The sequence below is a fragment of the Desulfosoma profundi genome (assembly GCF_055387865.1).
The window spans coordinates 1,268,775-1,288,964 of the sequence record NZ_AP042420.1; the positions used below are offsets into that span (position 1 = coordinate 1,268,775).

Here is a 20,190-nt window from a genome sequence, read left to right on the forward strand (position 1 = left end):
ATGAAAACCACAGGTCAGGGGATCTATCGGGAGATCCTTTTTACCGGATTTGGCGGACAGGGCATCGTGTTGGCCGGGATGATCGTGGGACGGGCGGCCAGTTTGCGCGATCACAGGGAAAGCACGTTAACCCAATCCTATGGCCCCGAGGCACGAGGCGGCGCGTGCAGCGCCCAGGTGATTATCGCGGACAAGCCCATCCACTACCCCTATGTCAGGCACCCGGACATCCTCGTGTGCCTGTCCCAAGGCGGGTACGAAAAATACATCCCTCTTCTCAAAAAGGACGGCCTCCTGCTTTTTGACCAGGATTTGGTCCGCCCTCACGGGGAATGGCACGGGGAACGCTTTGCCATCCCGGCGACGCGTTTCGCCGAAGAGCTCGGACGTCGCATGATGGCCAACATCGTCATGGTGGGCTCTTTTACCGCCGTCACTCAGGTCGTCTCCGCCCAGGCGGCTCGAGACACCGTCCTCGCCCTGGTCCCCAAGGGAACGGAGAAGATGAATTCGGCCGCGTTTGACAAGGGTTATGAATACGGCCTGGCCGTCTTGAAAGGCCGACGCAAGAAAGAGTCCGGTGAGAAAGACATGGCATGAAGGAAAATTCCAAAGAGCGTCTGCATAAGGTGCTGGTCATCGGAGCGAATCCGGCGGGTGTGGCTGCAGCAAACAAGCTCGGGGAGATGGGTGTTCCGGTAACATTGGTGGATCCGGATCCGGACTTGAACGCCAAGCTGGCTCGCCACGAGTGGCGGCTCGCCTCGGGGCTACCCCTGAATTTCGCCCACCGTCCGGGATTGCTCCGTATTTTACGAAACCCTCAAATCCGATGCCTCCTGCCCGCGCGCATCGCCTCCCTGAAGCACTCGTCCCAGGGGTTTGCCGCCCGCATCATTGTCGATCCCACTTATGTGGATGCCGACCGCTGCATTTTATGCGGCCGCTGCCTGGAGGCCTGCCCCGTGACGAATCCTGACGGGAGCAAGGCCGTCCATGCGGAAAGCCGGTACATGGTACCTGGACGAGCGGTCATCGATAAACGCCGCACCCCCCTGTGTCAGGAGGCCTGTCCTTTGGGGGTCAACGTCCAAGGCTACCTGGCGCTCACCCGTGCGGGACATTACGCCAAAGCCCTCGAACTGATCCGCCGAGACAACGTGCTCCCCGCCGTCTGCGGCCGGGTCTGCACGCACCCGTGTGAAGCCGCCTGCCGCCGCTCAGGTTTGGATGGCGGCGTCAGCATCAAAGAAATCAAACGGTATCTCGCCGATCATGCCGATCCGGTGCAGATCCAGAGGACGGCGGCAAAACGGCCGGAACGGATCGCCGTCATCGGCTCAGGTCCCGCGGGCCTTGCGGCGGCGGCAGATCTCGCCCGATGGGGTTATGCGGTGACCGTGTTGGAAAAGGAGGATAAACCCGGCGGCCTGCTCCGTTACGGCATCGGCCCGCACCGCCTGCCTCGGGATGTCCTGGACCGTGAAATTCGGTGGATCGAACACCTGGGTGTGGAGATCGTCACGTCCCATCCTGTGGATCTGGCCCGATTGGAGAGCCTGACGCAGGACTATCACGCCGTAATTGTGTCCGTCGGGACCTGGAAAGACCGAAAATTGGGCGTTCCCGGGGAAGATCTCCAGGGAGTGGAAGGGTGCGTGGAGTTTTTGACCGCCGTCCACCGGGGAAAAGTTTCGGCCCTCCCTGAGGACGTCGTGGTCATCGGCGACGGCAACGCCGCTTTCGATCTTGCCCGGATCCTGGTGCGCTTGGGCGCCCGTGTGACGATCCTTTCCTGGTTTCCCGAGGACCTTATCCCGGCGGACCCCGAAGAAGTCCGCGAGGCTCGTCTGGAAGGCATCCGGATCATCGATCGCACGCGGGTGACCGCTTTCCTGGGAGAGAACGGTCGCTTGACCCACCTTCAATGCGTCGAAACGGTGCCTGGGCCACCCGACGCCAAAGGGATTCCTTGGCCTGTGACTAAACCCGGTGCCGAATCTTATCTCATGGCGTGCCGACGAGCCTTTGTGGCCATCGGCCAGCAGGCCGACCCGGCCGTTTTCGGTGACGGCTCAACGGGTCTGTCCATGACGGCACAGGGGCTGCTCGTTGTGGACGCACAGGGCAGAACATCCCTGCCCGGCATTTATGCCGCGGGGGATGCGGTGTCCGGCCCGTCGTCCGTGGTGCATGCCATGGCTTCCGGGCGCCGGGTCGCCCAATCGGTGCATGCGGCCTTGAGCGGCGAAGGAGCCATGGCGGCCGCCTGTCGACCCGACGACGCGGATCTTCGGCCGATCGTGGAGAATTTGGTCTACTGTGGCCGTCCCATGGCCGCCCATGTGGATCCGTCCCGCCGCACATGCGGGTTCACCGAGGTCTCTTTGGGATTCTCCCAAGCCCAGGTCTGCGCTGAGGCCGAAAGGTGCCTTCAGTGCGGGGTGTGCTCGGAGTGTCTCCAATGCCTTGAAGCCTGCAACAGCTGTGGGGCCGTGGATCATCGGCAGAAGCCTTTGGAAGTCATCGAACAGGCCGGGGTGGTCATCCTAGCCGATCCTCATCTGGCCCCGCCCATCCGCGGGGAAGACGTCCTTCGGGCGTATAACACGAAGTCTTCTGCCCAAGACGATGTTTACGCCATGATTGTCAGAGGGTTTGCTGCGGCGGGTGAAGCCATGATTCTTCTTGGGGAAAATGCCCAGCGAATGAAAGGGCACGGTTTGTCCTTTCCCCCTCCAGATCCGCCGTTATCTCCAGAGGTGCGGATCGGCGTTTTCGCCTGCCGTTGCCATGATTCCCTGGGGTGGTCTCAGGCAATGACGGACTACGTGGCGTCTCTCCTTTCCCGACCCGACGTCGTTCATGCCGAGGTTGTGCCGTCTGCCTGCAGTCCGGAAGGTTCGAGGTCCCTGGTCCAGACCATTCGGGAGAGAGGGCTGACCCGGGTCGTTCTGGCCTCATGTGTGTGCTGCCCCCTGGATTTCGTGTGCAGCGCCTGTACGGACCAACGCAGCCGGTTGAAATCTGCTCTTTTCAACGCCACCGGGATCAGCCGGGCCATGGTCGAAACCTGTAACCTTCGGGGAGAAGCCCTTCGGTTTTTCACTCAAGGGGAAGACGTCGCGCTGGCACGGTTCCAAGGTCTTCTCGAACGATCCATCGGGCGAACCCGCAAGCTCAAGAGCATGCCGGCTCCGGCCCGCCCGTACAACTTCACCACGGCGGTCATCGGCGTTTCAGAGGCCGCCGTGAAAAGCGCTCTGACTCTTGCGCAATCCGGCATGGAGGTCTTTCTTTTCACCGGCCCGCAGGATCAGGCCGTTGAGATTCCGAGCCATCCAAACATTCACGTCTTCCACCGCACCGAAATCAAGGGGCTCCGAGGGACCATCGGCGCGTTCCAGCTCATGGCCACAGTGGACGGGACCTCACAGGTCCTTCATGCCGGAGCGGTCATCCTGGGCGAAAGATCACGGAGGACCATTCCTTACATCCCCGATGAAAATCTGCCGCCACGACCGATCAAGTGGACAATGCAGCGCAGGGGGGTGGCCGGAGTTCCGTTCTTTTATCCCGGAGCGACCTCCGTCCCCGGACTCTTCTTGGCCAACCCACCGGGCATTCAAGCGTCTCAGCGGATTAAAGGAACGGCGGCGGCGGTTCTCGCGGCGTGCGTTATGCCGAGGCGTCCCCGGCACAGCAAAGGCTACACGGTGACCGTTGATGCGTCGCGGTGCCGAGGCTGCGGGCGATGTGCAGAAGTGTGTCCCCATCATGCCATCAGCTTTCGTCAGAACGAGTGGGGTTACGGCACGGCGTGCGTCGACGAAGCCCTGTGCAAGGGGTGCGGCAACTGCATCGCCATCTGCCCGTCCAACGCCGCAGATAGCCCTTATCGAGACCGTGCCGTCTTGGAACATTTGATTCAGGAAATCTTGATGGAAGCGATTTAGGGTCACGGTGAACCGTCATGAATAAGCTCAATGTCGTCCTGTTTCTGTGCAACTGGGGACCCCACGCCGCTTTCCAGAGCCTCCAAGACGGCAAGGCCCCTATCCCTGAAGAAATCCGCATGGTGCGCGTGCCGTGCAGCGGTCGGGTCACGCGGGCCCTGATCCTCAAGTGTTTTGAAATGGGAGCGGATGGTGTCGTGCTTGCCGGCTGCGAACCCGGATCATGCCGCTACGGGACGGGGAATTCTGCGGCTCTCACCCGAATCCAATACATGCGCCGCCTCCTGAAGATCCTCGGGATCGGAGAAGACCGTCTGCAATGGGCAGGATTCCTCCCTGACGATGCGTCCGGACTGCTCGCTTTTATGGAGGGATTCTGTCACGAGATCCGCGCCCTCGGGAAAACTCCGGTCGTCCCGCCGCGTCCCACCGAGCCTCATCCGGTCACAGAAACCAGCGTGGCCGCCTTGCTCAAAAACCACGATATTTACGCCTGTCAGGATTGCGGCAAATGCTCGTCCGCCTGCCCGCTGACCTTGACCGGCAAGCCGTTCTCGCCGCGCAGCATGGCAACGAATCTCATGACGGGAGCAATCAAGGCGCAGGAAGTTCTCAACGATCTCTGGAGCTGCATCACCTGCGGTTTGTGTGACGACCGGTGTCCTTCGGGGGTTCACTTTCCGGACTTTATCCGTGATCTTCGCGCCTTGCACCATTCGGACAACGGATCGGGGCCTCTGGCCCACGGGGGCTTCTTTCAATCCCTGATGCGCACCATGACTTCCCCCGATCTTAAACCTCGGCGCTGGGAGGATCTCGAGGCAGACCTCCAGGTCGATCCCCAAAGCCCCGTGCTCTTCTTCGGAGGATGCGCCCCATATTTCGACATGTACTTCACACGGTTCCGGGACGTGCACACCCAGGACATTCTCCATGACGCGCTGCGTCTCTTGAACTTCTTCGATATCCGGCCGCGCCTCCTTAGCGATGAACGCTGTTGTGGACATGACCTCCTGTGGTCGGGGGACCGAGAAAATTTCGTCAAGCTGGCTCAGTTGAACGCGAAGGCCTTTCGAGACGCAGGCGTGGAGGAAATTATCACGGCGTGCCCGGAATGCTACTACACCCTGGCCCATCACTACCCCGAACACGGCGTTTCCTTGCCCTGTCGGGTAAGCCACATTTTCGAAGTGGCCGATCGGGAGGTCGGCAAGGGTGCCGTCGGCTTCAAACCCTTTGATCACAAGATAACTTTTCAAGATCCGTGTCGGCTGAGCCGCTTGGCCAAAAAGGCGGATCTGCCCCGAAAACTCATCGAACGGCTCAACCTCAAGGGGTTCGAGGAAATGGTGGACCGGGCCGCGTCCGCCTTGTGCTGCGGCAACTGTGCCTGGACCGGATGTGACCGATACACCAAGGCGCTCCAGTTGAAACGTCTGCGCCAGGCCAAGGAAACAGGAAGCGACGTGCTGGTGACGGCTTGCCCTAAATGTCAAATCCATCTGCGCTGTGCCATGGAAGATCCGTTCCTCGGGGAAGAGATCGCTGTGGAAATGATTGACCTCACCTCGCTTCTCGCGAAAACCATTCAGTGGGAGTAATGAGGAGAAAAAAGCCATGGATGCGTCCGGCTTTCTGTCCGCCCCACCGCGGATCGGTGTCTATGTCTGCCATTGCGGCCTGAATATCGCACGAGTGGTCGACTGCAGCGCCGTCGTGCGCAGCGTCCAAGACATGGACGATGTGGTGATCGCCCGGGAAGTCTCCTATGCATGTTCTGAACCGGGCCAACAAACGATCAAACAGGACATTGAAAATCTTGGCGTGAATCGCGTGGTCGTGGCGTCCTGTTCGCCTCGACTGCATGAGACCACCTTTCGGCAGATGATGCGCGACGCCGGACTGAACCCTTTCCTGTTGGAAATGGCCAATCTTCGGGAACAGTGCAGCTGGGTCCACATGCACGACCCGCTTGCCGCCACGCACAAGGCCGCGGACCTGGCGCGCATGGCGGTCTCTCGCGTGCGGCGGCTCACTGCGCTCTATCCCCAACGTGTGCCTTTGACCAAGAAAACCCTCGTGATCGGCGGCGGCGTCGCCGGCATCCAAGCGGCACTGGATCTCGCCGACAGCGGCTTTGAGGTGGTGTTGGTGGAAAAACGGCCCAGTATCGGCGGCATGATGGCTCAACTGGACAAAACTTTTCCCACCATGGACTGTTCCATTTGAATTCTTGGGCCGAAAATGGCGGATGCCGGTCGGCATCCTCGAATCACTGTTTTGACGCTCAGTGAAGTCACTGACATCTCGGGCTATGTGGGGAACTTTCGGGTCAAGATTCTTAAGAAAGCCCGTTATGTGGATGAAAAAGCCTGCACGGCCTGCGGCGAATGCGCACGGGTCTGCCCTGTGGTGCGCCCGGACGAATTCAACCAGGGCCTGTCCTCCCGCAAAGCCATCTATTCGCCTTTTCCCCAGGCGGTCCCTTCCGCCTATGTGCTCAACGTCAACGAGTGTCTCGGGCATAACCCCGCGGTGTGTGCCAAGTGTATCGCCGTGTGCGAAAAAGGCTGCATCGATTTCCACATGTCCGATGAAGAAATCGAGGTCAGTGTCGGAACCATCATCGTCGCGGTGGGCATGGAACCGTATGATCCTACGGAATTGGACGAATACGGCTATACCCGCTTTCCAAACGTGCTCACCTCGTTGGAATTTGAACGTCTGATCAACGCCGGAGGGCCGACAAAGGGTGAGGTGGTCCGTCTTTCCGACCGCAAACCTCCGCGGTCGGTGGGCTTCATCCAATGTGTCGGATCGCGCTCCGCCCGAAAAGGCCACGGTTATTGTTCCAACGTGTGCTGTATGAACACTGTCAAGAGCACCCTGGTCCTCAAGGAGCATCACCCCGACGTGGACATCAAAGTCTTTTACATCGATATCCGGGCGTTCGGGAAAGGTTTTGAAGATCTTTACACCAGGAGCCGTCGTTTGGGCGTGCGCTACATTCGAGGCCTGCCGGGGACCGTCCAGGAGCTGCCGAACAACAGTCTGCGTGTCGCCGTGGAAAATGCCGCCACAGGGCGCCTGGAATTTCACGAACTGGATATGCTTGTTTTGGCCGTGGGGATGCAGCCCACCGAGAGCACCCGAAAGCTCCAAGAAATGCTCGGGCTGCAACTCACCTCCGAGGGCTTTTTCCTTGAAGCCCATCCCAAACTGCAACCCGTGGATGCTGCGACCCGAGGCATTTTCTTTGCCGGCTGCGCCGAAGGGCCCAAGGACATCAAGGACAGCGTGACGCAGGCTTCGGCGGCGGCGGCCCGTGCCATGCGCCTCATGCAGTGGGGTGAAATCCTCACGGAACCCATCACCGCCGAGGTTGTGGCGGAACAGTGCATCTCCTGCGGACGGTGCGCCCAAGTGTGTCCTTACCACGCCATCACCGTGGACAAGAAAAAGAAAACGGCGGCCGTGGTCACCTCGGCGGCCTGCGCCGGATGCGGCACGTGCGCCGCTGAATGCCCCACAAGCGCCATCGTGATGAACCATTTCACCGACGCGCAGATTCTGGATCAAATCGAAACCCTGCTCGCGGAGAAACCGCAGGAGAAAATCCTCACCTTTGCGTGCAACTGGTGCTCCTATGCCGGGGCCGACGCGGCGGGGGTTTCTCGGCTTCAGTACCCCCCCAACGCGCGCCTTCTTCGGACCATGTGTTCCGGACGGGTCGCTGAATCCTTTATCTGGCACGCGTTTCGTCAGGGAGCTCCGGTGGTTCTCGTCAGCGGGTGCCATATCGGCGACTGCCACTATATCAATGCCAATCATTGGACGGAAAAACGCATCGAAAAGGTGCGCCGAAAAATGGAAAAGCTGGGCATTCGCCCCGAAAGACTGCAGCTGGCGTGGGTCAGTGCCGCCGAGGCGGTGCGCTTTGCCGGCATCATGGAGAACATGGAAAGGCTGCGGCAAAGTGTGACAGCGGAGGAAATCGCCGAGACTGTCCGGATTCTCACGGAACGGAACCAAGACGGTCCACCGCAAGAGCTGCACGGCGTCGCCGCACCCACATCGTCCGGCGAGGTTTCCGCGAATCCATGACAGCTGCTCACGAAGGCCCTTTCAATCCCGTTTCACCCCAAAAGGAGTCTGAGTCTGCCGGAACACGGGAAAATCAGCCTGAGGTGCTGCCTTGAAGCTATTGCCGTCCTAAGCGCCCTCGCTGGGGACCGGCCTAATAAGAGAGAGGCGGTAATGAACACCTGGGTGGCTTGCCGGGATCAAGGGGAGACCCATAAGCTTCGGCAGTTGATCCTGGTCACCGAGAGGATACATAATGCGAGGGGGCACACGCTGATCCAGCCCGATGTCTATCCGGAGGGCAGGGGGACGTCGCTTTCCATGGATGAGGATCACATGATCTGCTTAGATGATAAGCGGGGTCGAAGCGGTCAGTATCTCGTCGAGATCTGCTCCTGTCCGGACTTGGAGCAATGGCCCCGTCTGGAAAGTCGGCCGCCAATGTGATAGTGTGGACCCTTGGCGGATGGGCTGACAACATCCTGCGCATCCTGGGGCGAGAAAGGCTTTTGCCTCCATATTGTTGGGACGGCATTTGGTCAAGCAGCGTTGTATGAGAACCGTTACCGAAGTACTCATTCATCTGGCGGCACATGTGATCAGAAGTGACCGTCGACGGGAGCCGCGGTTCGGCCAGCCTCGGCCAGCCTTTCAGGCATTTCGCAGCGTCTGCCTTAAGTTTTGTCCAGGCACGGATAAAGGACAGTCATGTGACATGCCCGGAGCGATCTCTGTTCACGGTTGAACGAAGGGCGAAGCGTGTTCGACAAAAGCTGAAACGGCACCCCTATGACCTCTTTTTCACCGCCGGTGACTCGATCTTCCGACAAGGCCTGCCATGCCCGAAAATCAGCTCGCCCAACGACACCTTACGTATTTAGGACCTGAGAACCACATTAAGGTATTTTTTGAAATCATGCTGGTTGCACCAGCCCCTGTAATCCGCATCCTCAGAGCGCGAGGAGGAATATGAAGAACAACACTGGGTTTAATACAGCCGTTTTTTACGACGTTGAGAATCTTCTCAAAGGATATAGTTTCAGCCAGCAGATGGCGGCAAACCTGTCTCTGAAGGACATTTTGGAGAGTGTACGACAGACCGGAAAATTGGGCAGATTGCCTTGCAACGGGCTTATGCCAATTGGAGTGATCGCCGGCTAGCGATCATGCGTAGTGAAATCAACGAGTTAGGGATCGATCCGATCCAAGTTTTCGGCTTCTCTTTGGATCAGAAGAAAAATGCGGCTGACATCCAACTGGCGATTGATGCCATCGATCTGGCCCATGTGCGTCCTTCCCTAGAGGTCTTTGTCATTGTTTCCGGTGATGGTGGGTTTGCAGCCTTGGCAAAGAAATTGCATGAGTATGGTAAGGTGGTGGTGGGTTGTGCCTATCGCACGGCTACAAACAAGACATTTCAGGCAGTGTGTGATGCCTTCGTCCTGATCAATGACCCAGAAGAAGGGGATGAAGAGCGTCCGCAACGGGCAGCGGTCTCTGCATCTGCTGGCGTTTCTTCACCAGCCGAGGTCTACGACCCCCGCAATGTGCGGCTGGCTCAGCGGATCCTGCCATTGAAGACATTAACACCGGATGGGATTGTGGCTAAAACGCGCGAGATCCTGGAATGGTATGCCCATGACACTACATCCAAGGCAAACTTGATGCAAAACGGTATTTACCTTTCGGTCGTTCAAGAAGCGATCAAATACGCAGTTCCTGGTTTTCAACCCATTCGCTTCGGATTCTCCAAATTCATCGAGTACATGCAGTATGTCTCCAAAGGAACCGAGTTCTGCATAGCCCGTCCCTTGAATTCGCAACCCGTACTTGCTCTCCGCGATGCGGTGCAAAAAGGGACGGAAATTTTGCCGGATATCGACAGTCGCGAGGTGCACACCCCGGAGACCTATCGGAGCGCCCTAGCCACGGGAAGCCCAATCTTTCGCCTACCCTCGGCGAGTAATTTCTACGCGGTGGTATCTTGGCTGGTCCAGCATCCGGTGCACCAGATTGATATCGGCTCGGCCATTGAAGCTACTGTCGCAGGTCTAGGCGGCGAAGTTTCCTCTGAGGCGGTTAAACATGCCTTGTTGAGCCTGGTATCGGCGAACGTGTTCCTGCGCGACCCAGAAGGAGTTTCTCTCTCTGAGCAGCGGTTGACACTCCTCGCAGAAAATTGCTCCACTGCTAAGATCTTGAACAAGATGCGTAAAGCGGCGGTTGAAAAGTTGAACTCAATGCTGGGCGAAATTCGGGAAGAGGTTCTCCAGGAGATTATTCCACAAATTTGTTGAAATCTTACGGAGGTCTCTCAACAAGCGCAAGGTCCTTGGCTTACAGTTTGCCGCCGCTCTGAATTCGCCAGTAGAAAGGCACAATCACTACAAAAAATGGTAGTCAAACCAGGTCGAAGCGGTCGGCAACCTCCTCGTGCAGTACGTGGATTCAACTCGCAACGGATGGTGTGATGAGTACCTCAATTGTATGTTTTCACGCCAAGAGCTCTCCCCGGCTGATGCGCTGAGTTTGCTGGCAGGGGGTCGTATTCCCCCTATCCCAAGTTTGTCACTTTTTTGCGTAAGTTATTGTTATTCTTAGAATGTGGCTTTTCGTTCTTCACTACAAATTTTCAATCAATGCTCAGGACCCTTTTCAAGGGGCTGCGGGGAAGTCCGAGGGCATTGTAAATTTCCACATGGATCGGCTCCGGCTCAGAAGTATTTCGGATGTGGATCATTTGTCCCTTGTCGTTGATCATGGTGGTGGTCACCCGCACCTGTCCGCTCAGTGGGGTTCGCAGGGTGGACCAGCGGTGGCGGATTCCAGCGGCATGGAGGGCTCGCTGGATCACGCACAGCAAATGGTAAGCAAGCACGGCCACAAAGAGGTGTCCGTGAATGCGGCGCGATAGGCTGTGGAAGACCGGCCGTAGGGAAAGATCATTTTTAAGGCTCCGAAAGGAGGCTTCCACCTGGGTCAGCATGTTGTAGAGATTCCAAAGTTCCTTGTCCGAAAGATCCGTTCGGGAAGACCGTAGGCGATAGCGCCCGGCAAACCTCTTTTCCAGGCCCTCCTTATCCTTGAGATTCCATGAGATCTTGACCGCCTGACCATCTTTTTGTTCCACCCGAATCTCGTAAAATCGGGCCACCATCCGGTAGTTTTCCTTGAGACGACCGATGCGCTCCAGAACCCTTTCGTACTTTTTGATGCCGCCTTTTTTTTGGAGAGAATCGGCCATTCTTTGAAGATCCTGGTCAAAGCGCACTTGAAATCGGTTCTTGATGGATTCTTCTTTGTTTTTTCGACCCTCGCTTTCACAAAACAAGAAGACCTCACGAGAGTCTGCACTTCGCAGCGCCCTGACGATTCCCGAAGGATCTTCATGGACAACGTGTGGATCGCCCTCCGGAAGATCTTCAACCCGTCGTCGGTCCACGCAGATGTAATCCAGGCCTTTGGCGCGAAGAATCTCCAGGTTCGCCTCCGTGGCGATACCCGCATCAATGACCACCGTGGGTCTCGGGCTGTGTAAATTGAGTTGCCGTGGGCGATGGAGCAGCATCTCCTCCACAACGGCTTCCAGAGTCGCCGGTTCTGAGACATTTCCGGCAAAGACCTTGCTGGTCTTGGGGAAGCCCTCCTCGTCCAGCACCAGTCCCAAGGTCACAAGGGGCCGGTCCGTTCGCTTTTCCTTGGAAGCGCCCCGCTGAGCCTCTTGTGCGTTGGGATTTCCTTCAAAGTAGGTGTTGGTCAGATCATAGACAATCAGCTTTTCGCCCAGTCCGAAAAGGCTCCTTTCCCGGTTCACAAGAGAGGCCTCAATGTCTTCTTTGCGGGACAGCAATCGATCGCAGGTGCGATACAGGCTGGTCAGAGAAACGTCTTTTGCGTTGATGCCCATCACCTCATCAAGAGCGCTCCTTTGGTGAAACCACGCGTGGGTCTCTCGTTCGCTTGCGGGATGGATCAGCTTTCCAAGAATCAACACCTTGGCCCGGTCAATGTCGGCCTGGGTGAAGCCGCACTCCTTTAGAACCTTGGTGATCTGCAACCGATCATAGGCCCAAACCCCGACGGCCTCGGCTCCGACGGTGCGCACATCGCTCGTCCGGACGGAATCGATATCGACTGGCTGCCATTTATCCCCCTGCTTTTCCGGTTCGGCCTGAGCGGCTTGGATTCGCTTCTTACGCAAAAGCGAGACAAAATGGAGGGCCGGTTCTTCGATGTGTTTGGGTTGAGCAATGCCAGACTGGCCCTTCATCTGGGCTTCGATACGATTTGCCAGGCGTTTGAGCTCCTTGGGGTCCAGATCCAGTCTGCCCAGGTTGAGGAGGGTCCTCTGCCTGGGCCCACTGGGAGTCCTGTAGGACTCGACCAGCTGGTGGTAGAAGTAGGTTTTGCCCGTTTGGGGGTCTTTTTTTCGCGCTCTTCGGATAAACATAGTGGCAGCAGGTTGGCAGATATCAACTGGGGAGTCAATATGTCTTTCCATATTCTGCCACTACAGTGGATTTTTCCGTCTTTGCGGAACCTCTTTTCAAGAACTTAGTGCCGCTCATCTGAGCGGTTTCTGAAAAATGGCCCTCAAAAATGGCAAACTTGGGCTAAGGGAACGGGGATACCAGGGGAGCCCTTCCTCGGTTTATTGGTTTGTTCGGTCCCTGGAGCCCCATGAGCCGGATGCGATGGTGCGAGTGGAGACGACCCCGGGCGAAGAGGCCCAGGTGGACTTCGGCTATGCCGGGATGATGTTCGATCCGGAATTGGACAAGTGGCGCAAAAGCTGGGTCTTTGTCATGAGCCTGTGCTGGAGCCGGCACCAATATGTGGAGTTCGTGCATGATCAGAAAATCGAGACCTGGTTGAATCTCCATCGCCATGCATTGGAGTTTTTCGAAGGTGTACCCAGGCGCATCGTGCCGGACAATCTCAAAGCGGCCATTGTGCACGCTTGTTGGCACAAGCCGCTGGCCCAGGAGAGTTGCCGCGAGTGTGCGTTGCACTATGATTTTCTCATTGCTCCGTGCCGGCCCAGGACTCCGAGACACAAAGGAAAAGTGGAACAGGGCGGGGTTCACTACGTCAAACGCAATTTCCTCGGGGGGCGTGAGCCGACAACGTTACAAAAGGCCAACGAGGATGTGCTTGCCTGGTGCAACACTACCGCAGGGCGACGAAAGCACGGGACCACGAAAGAGGTGCCCTTGGAACGCTTTGAGGTGGAGAAAAAGTGTCTCGGCCCACTTCCCCGCAGTCGGTACGATGTGGCGGTCTGGAAAGAGCTCAAAGTGGGCCGTGACTGCTATGTGCATTTCGATAGAGCCTATTATTCCGTGCCCTTTCGGTTGGTTGGACAATCCGTGTGGGTGCGTGGTTGCCTTGACAAGGTCGAGGTTTATAGCGCCGATCACCAACTGATCACCACCCATTGTCGCGCCCGCAAGGCGGGAGAGCGCGTCACCAATGTGGACCATCTGCCACCGCACAAAGTGCCGGGGCTCACCGTGACGCGTGCGGGTTGCCTGGAAGAGGCCAAGGCCATCGGCACGTGCACCCATAAGGTGGTAGCAAGTTACCTGGAGCACCGGCCCGAGGACCGGCTCCATACCGCGGCCCGCCTGTTGCGATTTGGTAAACAGGTTGGGGCTGAGCGCCTGGAAGCGGCTTGCTCTCGTGCGATCCGTTTCGGTGATACGTCCTATAAAACGATCAAACTCATTTTGAAAAAGGGCTTGGAAGCGGAACCTGCCCCGGTCAGGAAAGCGGCACCCCCCGCGGAGATTTTCGTGCGCTCGGCAAACGAGCTGTTCGGCGCGCTCGTGGGAGGTGTCTCATGGCAATGACTCATCAGCTGACTTCCTTTTTGAAACGCTTGCGCCTGTCTGGAATTCTCGACACCCTCGAGTCCCGAAACCAGCAAGCTATCGACGGCAAATGGAGCTCCGTGGAGTTTCTCTCGAGGTTGCTCCAAGACGAGGTGGAACGGCGGTCTCAAAAACAGCTCGCCCTCCGTATCCGCAGAGCCGCCATCAATACGACCAAGAACTTGGAAGGATTTGACTTTTCCTTCAACCCGGGGATCAATCGCCAACAGGTTCTGGATCTGGCCACGTGCAACTTTATCCGTCAAAAAAGGAATGTTCTTATTTGCGGACCGGCCGGGGTGGGCAAGAGCCACTTGGCCCAAGCCCTCACCCATGAGGCCTGTCGGCAAGGCTGTGCGGCGCTGTTTGTCAATACCTACCGGATGCTTGAGCATCTCAACGCCGGCCGCGCAACCAACACCTTGGAGCGCCGCCTTCAGACGTACCTTCGCCCGGACGTGCTGGTCCTCGATGACTTCGGCCTCAAGGCGCTGCACCCGCCGGCTCCGGAGGACCTCTATGATGTCATCAATGAGCGTTACGAAAAGGGAAGCATCGTAGTGACCAGCAATCGAGCACCTCAGGAACGGCCGGATCTTTTTGGCAACCCGCTGCTCGCTTCGGCGGCCCTGGACCGACTGACCCATGGGGCTTCGATGCTGATCATTACCGGATCAAGTTACCGAGCGAAAGAGCCCCGCCTCTGGGCCAAGGAGGTGGAGTCATGAAACCAAGTATGGTTTTTATGCTGTGGAACCGCCGCTCCGGGCCGCCTCCGACGAGCTACCGGTTGGCCCATTCTCGCCGGCCCTGCGCGGCTCACGCCAGGGTGTTCGCGGATACTTTTGAGGCGTATTGGAAGCGCGGCCACTCTGAACAACCCCGGAAAGGAGGCAAGAAGAGTTCAGGGGTAGAAAGTTTGTCACCCTTTAGGGGACGATCGGAACCGATGTCAGTGAGCTGCGGGCGTCCATTGTGGAGCCCGTCAAAATCCCCATTCTAAGGTGGTTCCATCAAGTAGATGGACTCGATCGTCACTTTCTAAACGACGAGGAATCGCCCTAGCGCCACTTTATAAAGTGGACCAGTTTGGCCGACAATCGGTGGCCCCTTTACGGGCGACAATTGACAAGACGCATCCGGGAATAATCACCGTTGCCGTCTGAAGAGAGGAGCGGCTTGGCGCCGCTCCTTGGAAAGCCCCCGGCATTGGACGCACCGGGCAGGAAAGCCACAGCGGAACTACCCTATCCGGTCGATGGGGGCTTCCGGAGGGTGTTCAATAAAATCATGGGCGGATGAGGATGAGGTTATCCTCCGAAGCCAGGGGTCCAATAGCGGGAACGGCAAAGACCTCTATCGGCCCCTCCCCAGCGTAGAAAAGCCCCCGACACCGGCATTCGTGTCCCAACGTCTCATCGGCCCACGATTGTTCGCCTCGAGATCCTCTCCACCGACCGACTGCCACCGAAGACTCTGGCACAGCGGCCGAAACGCGGACGTATGCAAAAAAACAAACTATTTTGACTCGCCCTCTTCTTGGTGTTCCAAGCTGCGTCCTGTCCTCCTGTTTTCAAATTTTGCCACGATGGGAACCTCAGGACGCCGTTCCTGTAGTACCGGGGACATTGTCCTTGGCGGATCCTCACGGCCGTTGGTCTTGAAAAAACCTATGACCCGGGTGAGCTGATCCTTGACGGCCGTGAAGCCTCGAATCACCTGATCCAGTTCATGCACGGCTCGGCTGATTTGCTCCACCCCCAAAGACTGTTCCCGGCTGCTGGAAGCCACATCCTTGATGAGCTGGCTTATCTTCTTGTTTTGGATGGCGACTTTTTCGTACGCTGCGCTTGTTTTCTGAACCAAGGTGCGACCTTCCTGGGTCTTCAGCTGCGCGGTGCGAATCAGATCGCCGGTGGATTTCGCTGCTTCCGCTGTGCGGCGGGCCAGGCTGCGTACTTCGTCGGCGACCACGGCGAACCCTTGCCCTGCCTCTCCGGCTCGAGCCGCCTCCACCGCCGCATTGAGGGCCAAGAGGTTTGTTCGGAAGGCAATCTCCTCGATGTCCTTAATAATCTTGGCCATGGTTTCTGTAGTGGTGACGATTTCGTCGAGCGAACTTATGCAGGCTTTCATAACTCTGTCGGCTTCAAGCAGTTTCCCTTCGTTGTCGCGCATCATCGTGTCAGCTTCGGCATATTTTTCCGCACCCTGACGAATTATGGAGCTGATCTCCTCCAAGGATGCGGACGTCTCCTCGATGGAGGCCGCCTGCTGACTGCTGCCCTCGCTCACACGAAGGGCGGTTTCTCGGGCTTGGTCAATGGTCCCACGCAAACTCTCGGACAGATAATTCACAGAGGTGGTCAGCTCACCCAACTCGTCACGGCTTTGGTGGGCAAGCTCCACGGTCAGATCCCCCTCGGCCAAACGTCGGATACCGGCCACAATACGTTCCAGTGGCCGGGTCACAAAACGTGAAAGAATAAGCACCAGTGCCCCGGCCAGCACGATGGTTCCAAGCAGGCTCCCCGCGGCGGTGAATATGCGGACGTTCTTTAAGTAGGCGAAAAGCGCCGAAGCATCCTGCCGGACCAGCAGACCACCGAGCACTTTACGAGATGATCCATGGCAGTGATAGCAAGAGGGTTCGTTGAGAATGGGGGTAATGACGGTGATTCTCGGTCGTGTAGAGACGTCTTCCAAAGCCACCTTCTGCTCCACAGCTTTTTCGGAGAGCGCATCCTCGATGTGTTTCATAACGCCCGAGGAAATATCAAGGGAACGAAGATCCTTTCGCAACAATTGTTCGCGGTTGGCGTAGGTGACTTTCCCGGCAAAATCATAGATATAAATCTCAAGATTCGAGAATTTATTTCCAATGTCCACCAGTTGCTGCTCCAAGGCGGCCTCGGCCCCCGTGGCCATTGGGTGTTTGATGGACGCATAAACCGAGTCGGCGAGAAGGCGTCCCGTTTCCAGACCCTGCTGAAGGAGCTTCTGCCTTTGTGTCCACCAGCTTGTCCACCCTATGCCAACAAACACGACCAACACCGTGGCGGTGACAATAACCAAGACTTTGCCCTGAAGACTGAAAAGGCGGTGGTGAAAACGACCCATGCCCCCCTCCCTGGCTCTCTAATGCGCCCCGCCATGAGTCAGCGGTTTGAAGTTGAAGGCTCGGACCCGTTCTGCGTTGTGGCACTGCTGGCAGTCTTCCACGGTCACATTTTTCCGTATGTGTGAGGGATCTTCGGTTGTCGCGTGGAGCGAACCCGGTCCATGGCAGGATTCACACCCCAAGTCTTTCATCGCCGGCGTGGTCAAAGGATCGACAAAACCGCCGGGTTGCCAAAAACCGGTGGTGTGGCAGCCGTAACACTTTTGAATCTCCGCAGCAGTCAAGCCGTCTTGAAGTTTTTCGATGCTCCTGAAGGAGTGATGCTTCTTTGAATGGGCGGTAAATCGTTGGTATTCCTGCTCATGACATTGGGCACATGTTTCAATCCCCACGTAGTGCTTTGAATCGCCTTGAGCTCGAGGAGCAAGGCCGCTCCAAATCATGACCGAAAGCATTGCGACTGTAACGACGCATCGCTTATGCATGGCTCCTCCCTCTACGTGTCAACTGCGCGCAAAACATCGTCGGAATGGCGCAAACTCCCTAATACACATTGTGTTATCGGCAGATCGCCCCTGAGAGTTGAATAAATTTGTCACGGTTTCTCGTGAGGTCTGAGACCAGGGAAAGGATACAGCCCATGTGGCCGAAATTCCGGACGGAGTTTCAGCGATCAGCGTGAGTGCGAATTCACCGGTGCGGGCAGGTCGGCGGCCGGATAATCGGTTCAAAAGACTTTGTTTATTCTTGAGGCTTCATGAAAGTTCTGACGCCAAACCGTCTTTTTATTCGACTGAAATTTTGAAAAAGCTGGTCACGAGAGGCTGTATTTCTCCACGCCGTCCGATGCGCCCAAAAATGTTCGTCCTTTGGGATGCAGCCTTGCTTTGCGATCGGGGCGGCCAATTGTTGAAGATCCTCTTTGAAACGCTCGTGGAATCGATTTTCGATACACTCTTCCATGGCTTGTCCTGCCGCCCTTCTGCGTGCCGAAAAGACCCTGGAAGCCCCCCTCGCTTCGCGAATCGTCCAAACGGTCCCGCACGGGCTATCCTGAGTCATCAGCTGTGGCACTTTTGGAACATCTAAAAACCGCCATGGGTCCACCGGACATCGTCCGAACTTGTAGAGGGAAGGACCTCGAGATCCGCTTCGGTGGCAATGTTTTCATCCATATCGACGGCGGGCTTACGGCACAGCAGGTCGGTCACCCAAAAGAGCGAAAACCGCCCTCCGGTCTTTTCCATCCGAGGCCCACAGGCATTTGGATTTGACGATGTCCGGCGAGAACCGGGGGACGGCCCCATGGGCTTTCGCTCACCCACAGGGTGGGCCGTCCCCCGGTCATCATTCGCAATCACGCGGGCAAAATCCCTGTGGCACGGGATGCATCGCCCCGATAACCCGGTTGGGTTCCCATGGGCCTATGGTTTGAGGGCTTCGATCGTCGCCGAAACGATATATTCTTCAACCTTGCTTCCGGGAACCCAGTCACGGATAAAAACTTTGCTCTCATCTTTCGGATGAATACGTATGTTGATAAAGCCGGCCTGCCGCAACATGGATTCAAGTTCCGGGATGGACGATGCACCACTGACACACGAACAATGCATGCCCGTGTCACTCTTGATGTGCTCAGGCAATTCAGCCGTCGCCACAACGTCGGAAATGGCCAGCCGCCCGCCTGATTTCAAAACGCGAAAAGCCTCCTGAAAAACCCTTTGTTTTTCGGGAGAGAGATTGATTACGCAATTGGAAATGATCACATCCACGCTGTTGTCTGCTACCGGCAGATGTTCAATCTCACCCAGTCTGAACTCCACATTGCCAAACCCCATTTTCACGGCCGTTGCACGAGCCTTGGCAACCATTTCCGGCGTCATGTCCACACCAATGACCCTGCCTGTATCGCCCACGGCCTTGGCGGCCAAAAAGCAATCGAATCCCCCGCCGCTCCCTAAATCCAGCACAACCTCTCCAGGCTTAAGGGATGCAATGGCCACCGGGTTGCCGCACCCCAGGCCCAAATTGGCCCCTGTGGGCACAGCGGCTAAATCCGCGGTCGAATACCCCACGCGAAGCGCCATATCGGCCGGTTTTCCCTCGTTGGGTGTTCCACAACAGGAGGGGGAACATCCACACGAGGCGCTTTCCGATGCAACAATCTGTGCGTAATTTTTCCGAACAGCGCTGCGGATCTCGTCATTCTTTAACTTGTCCATGAAAAGCCTCCTCTCAAGCATGTGTGGTCGTCCACGTCGTTCACTCCATAGACGAAAAAAGACTGAAAAGGACGCAAACGATCCGCAGTCGCCGGCGCTCAACACATCCCGGTGTCTCCCTCCTTGCGTTCGTAACCACAGAGCCGACCACGATGATCGAACTGAAGCCGACAACACTCGTACAGCATTTGTTTCAGCAGCGCACGTCCTCTCTGGATCCTGGATTTGGCGCCCGAAATGGAAATCCCCTGGAGCCGAGCCACTTCCTTTTGTTTCAAGCCCTTGAATTCCGACAAAATGATCGCCTCTCTATATTTATCGGGCAGCGCTTTAACCATCGGTTGCAAGCATTCCGCGAGTTCTTGATAGACATTTTCCGTGGAGTCCGTTTCACCTACAGCGAGGTTTCCAGGAATTTCTACAGTGGGCTTCCGCGACCTGAAATAATCGACGATAGCATTTCGTGCCATTCGGTAAATCCACTGGTGGAGCTTTGTATCATCTTTGAGGGTGGCCAAACTGGAATGCATTTTCAAAAACACCTCGTGAAGGATATCGTCGGCGGCTGCATCATCGGAAAGGTTTCTTTTGATAAAATACCGGAGCAGCGAATGATATGCTTGCCACACTTCTTCTGATCTTTTCATCAGTGCACCCTAGACCTAAGTTACGTTGAATTTTTCGCTTTTCCTCCGTGCAGCGCCGCTGTGGTCACCGAGGCGCCGCTGTCCGTCGGACCCTTTCGGACTCGGACTCATGCGCCGCGTCCAAGTCGAGCCACGGTTCTTGCAATCAAGCAACGGGGTCTTTTATTCAACCCTTAATTCGTGAAACTGCGTTATTAGAAAAACTATCTTACCGCAGCTGTCATAGTGTATTTAACGCTCTGTTATGCTATAGAACGTCCTGTCCCATTTTTACCAAGCAACTGCTTC

General features: G+C 56.8%; 14 protein-coding genes. 8 read left to right on the top strand and 6 right to left on the bottom strand.

Features of this window, described 5'->3' with window-relative positions:
• The 6 genes from ACZ5K9_RS05570 (at position 1) to ACZ5K9_RS05595 (ending at position 10,336) form a co-directional block, all read left to right on the top strand.
• Positions 1-600: a 2-oxoacid:acceptor oxidoreductase family protein gene (locus ACZ5K9_RS05570; RefSeq protein ID WP_464273434.1), complete on the top strand. Its 600-nt coding sequence runs from the start codon at positions 1-3 to the stop codon at positions 598-600.
• The gene (locus tag ACZ5K9_RS05575) at positions 597-3,956 is read left to right on the top strand and encodes an FAD-dependent oxidoreductase (RefSeq protein ID WP_464273435.1); all 3,360 of its coding nucleotides are present in this window, start codon (positions 597-599) and stop codon (positions 3,954-3,956) included. Before ACZ5K9_RS05570 ends, ACZ5K9_RS05575 begins: the two co-directional genes overlap by 4 nt.
• 17 nt (positions 3,957-3,973) lie before the next feature.
• Positions 3,974-5,557, top strand: a complete 1,584-nt coding sequence (locus ACZ5K9_RS05580) for a hydrogenase iron-sulfur subunit (RefSeq protein ID WP_464273436.1) — start codon at positions 3,974-3,976, stop codon at positions 5,555-5,557.
• A gap of 16 nt (positions 5,558-5,573) precedes the next feature.
• The gene (gene hdrA2, locus ACZ5K9_RS05585; protein ID WP_464273437.1) at positions 5,574-8,060 is read left to right on the top strand and encodes a CoB-CoM heterodisulfide reductase HdrA2; all 2,487 of its coding nucleotides are present in this window, start codon (positions 5,574-5,576) and stop codon (positions 8,058-8,060) included.
• A gap of 153 nt (positions 8,061-8,213) precedes the next feature.
• Entirely contained in the window at positions 8,214-8,486 is a 273-nt protein-coding gene (locus ACZ5K9_RS05590) for a hypothetical protein (protein WP_464273438.1), read from the top strand.
• A gap of 668 nt (positions 8,487-9,154) precedes the next feature.
• Complete coding sequence (locus tag ACZ5K9_RS05595; protein ID WP_464273932.1) at positions 9,155-10,336, top strand: NYN domain-containing protein; 1,182 nt, start codon at positions 9,155-9,157, stop codon at positions 10,334-10,336.
• A gap of 335 nt (positions 10,337-10,671) precedes the next feature.
• On the opposite strand, the gene ACZ5K9_RS05600 is transcribed toward ACZ5K9_RS05595, so the two are convergent.
• Positions 10,672-12,489 (bottom strand): IS1634 family transposase, encoded by a 1,818-nt coding sequence (locus tag ACZ5K9_RS05600; protein ID WP_464273439.1) that lies wholly within the window; start codon positions 12,487-12,489, stop codon positions 10,672-10,674.
• 136 nt (positions 12,490-12,625) lie between these two features.
• On the opposite strand from ACZ5K9_RS05600, the gene istA reads away from it, so the two are divergent.
• Both istA and istB read left to right on the top strand, forming a co-directional pair.
• Positions 12,626-13,891 carry an IS21 family transposase gene (istA, locus tag ACZ5K9_RS05605; RefSeq protein WP_464273440.1) on the top strand — a complete coding sequence of 422 codons (1,266 nt, stop codon included), beginning with the start codon at positions 12,626-12,628 and terminating at the stop codon, positions 13,889-13,891.
• Positions 13,882-14,640: an IS21-like element helper ATPase IstB gene (gene istB / locus ACZ5K9_RS05610; RefSeq protein WP_464273441.1), complete on the top strand. Its 759-nt coding sequence runs from the start codon at positions 13,882-13,884 to the stop codon at positions 14,638-14,640. The genes istA and istB overlap by 10 nt, the downstream gene beginning before the upstream one ends.
• 790 nt (positions 14,641-15,430) lie before the next feature.
• Here istB and ACZ5K9_RS05615 read toward each other — a convergent pair.
• From ACZ5K9_RS05615 to sigZ, 5 genes are all read right to left on the bottom strand, one after another.
• Positions 15,431-17,032: a methyl-accepting chemotaxis protein gene (locus ACZ5K9_RS05615; RefSeq protein ID WP_464273442.1), complete on the bottom strand. Its 1,602-nt coding sequence runs from the start codon at positions 17,030-17,032 to the stop codon at positions 15,431-15,433.
• Positions 17,033-17,050: 18 nt separating this feature from the next.
• Positions 17,051-17,518 (bottom strand): multiheme c-type cytochrome, encoded by a 468-nt coding sequence (locus ACZ5K9_RS05620; protein WP_464273443.1) that lies wholly within the window; start codon positions 17,516-17,518, stop codon positions 17,051-17,053.
• Positions 17,519-18,118: 600 nt separating this feature from the next.
• A complete protein-coding gene (locus ACZ5K9_RS05625) occupies positions 18,119-18,280 on the bottom strand; it encodes a hypothetical protein (protein ID WP_464273444.1) in 162 nt (53 codons plus the stop codon).
• Between the two features lie 177 nt (positions 18,281-18,457).
• Positions 18,458-19,255, bottom strand: coding sequence for an arsenite methyltransferase (locus ACZ5K9_RS05630; protein ID WP_464273445.1), 798 nt, complete (start codon positions 19,253-19,255; stop codon positions 18,458-18,460).
• A 98-nt stretch (positions 19,256-19,353) separates the two neighbouring features.
• Complete coding sequence (gene sigZ / locus ACZ5K9_RS05635) at positions 19,354-19,902, bottom strand: RNA polymerase sigma factor SigZ (RefSeq protein WP_464273446.1); 549 nt, start codon at positions 19,900-19,902, stop codon at positions 19,354-19,356.
• Positions 19,903-20,190 lie beyond the last annotated feature (288 nt).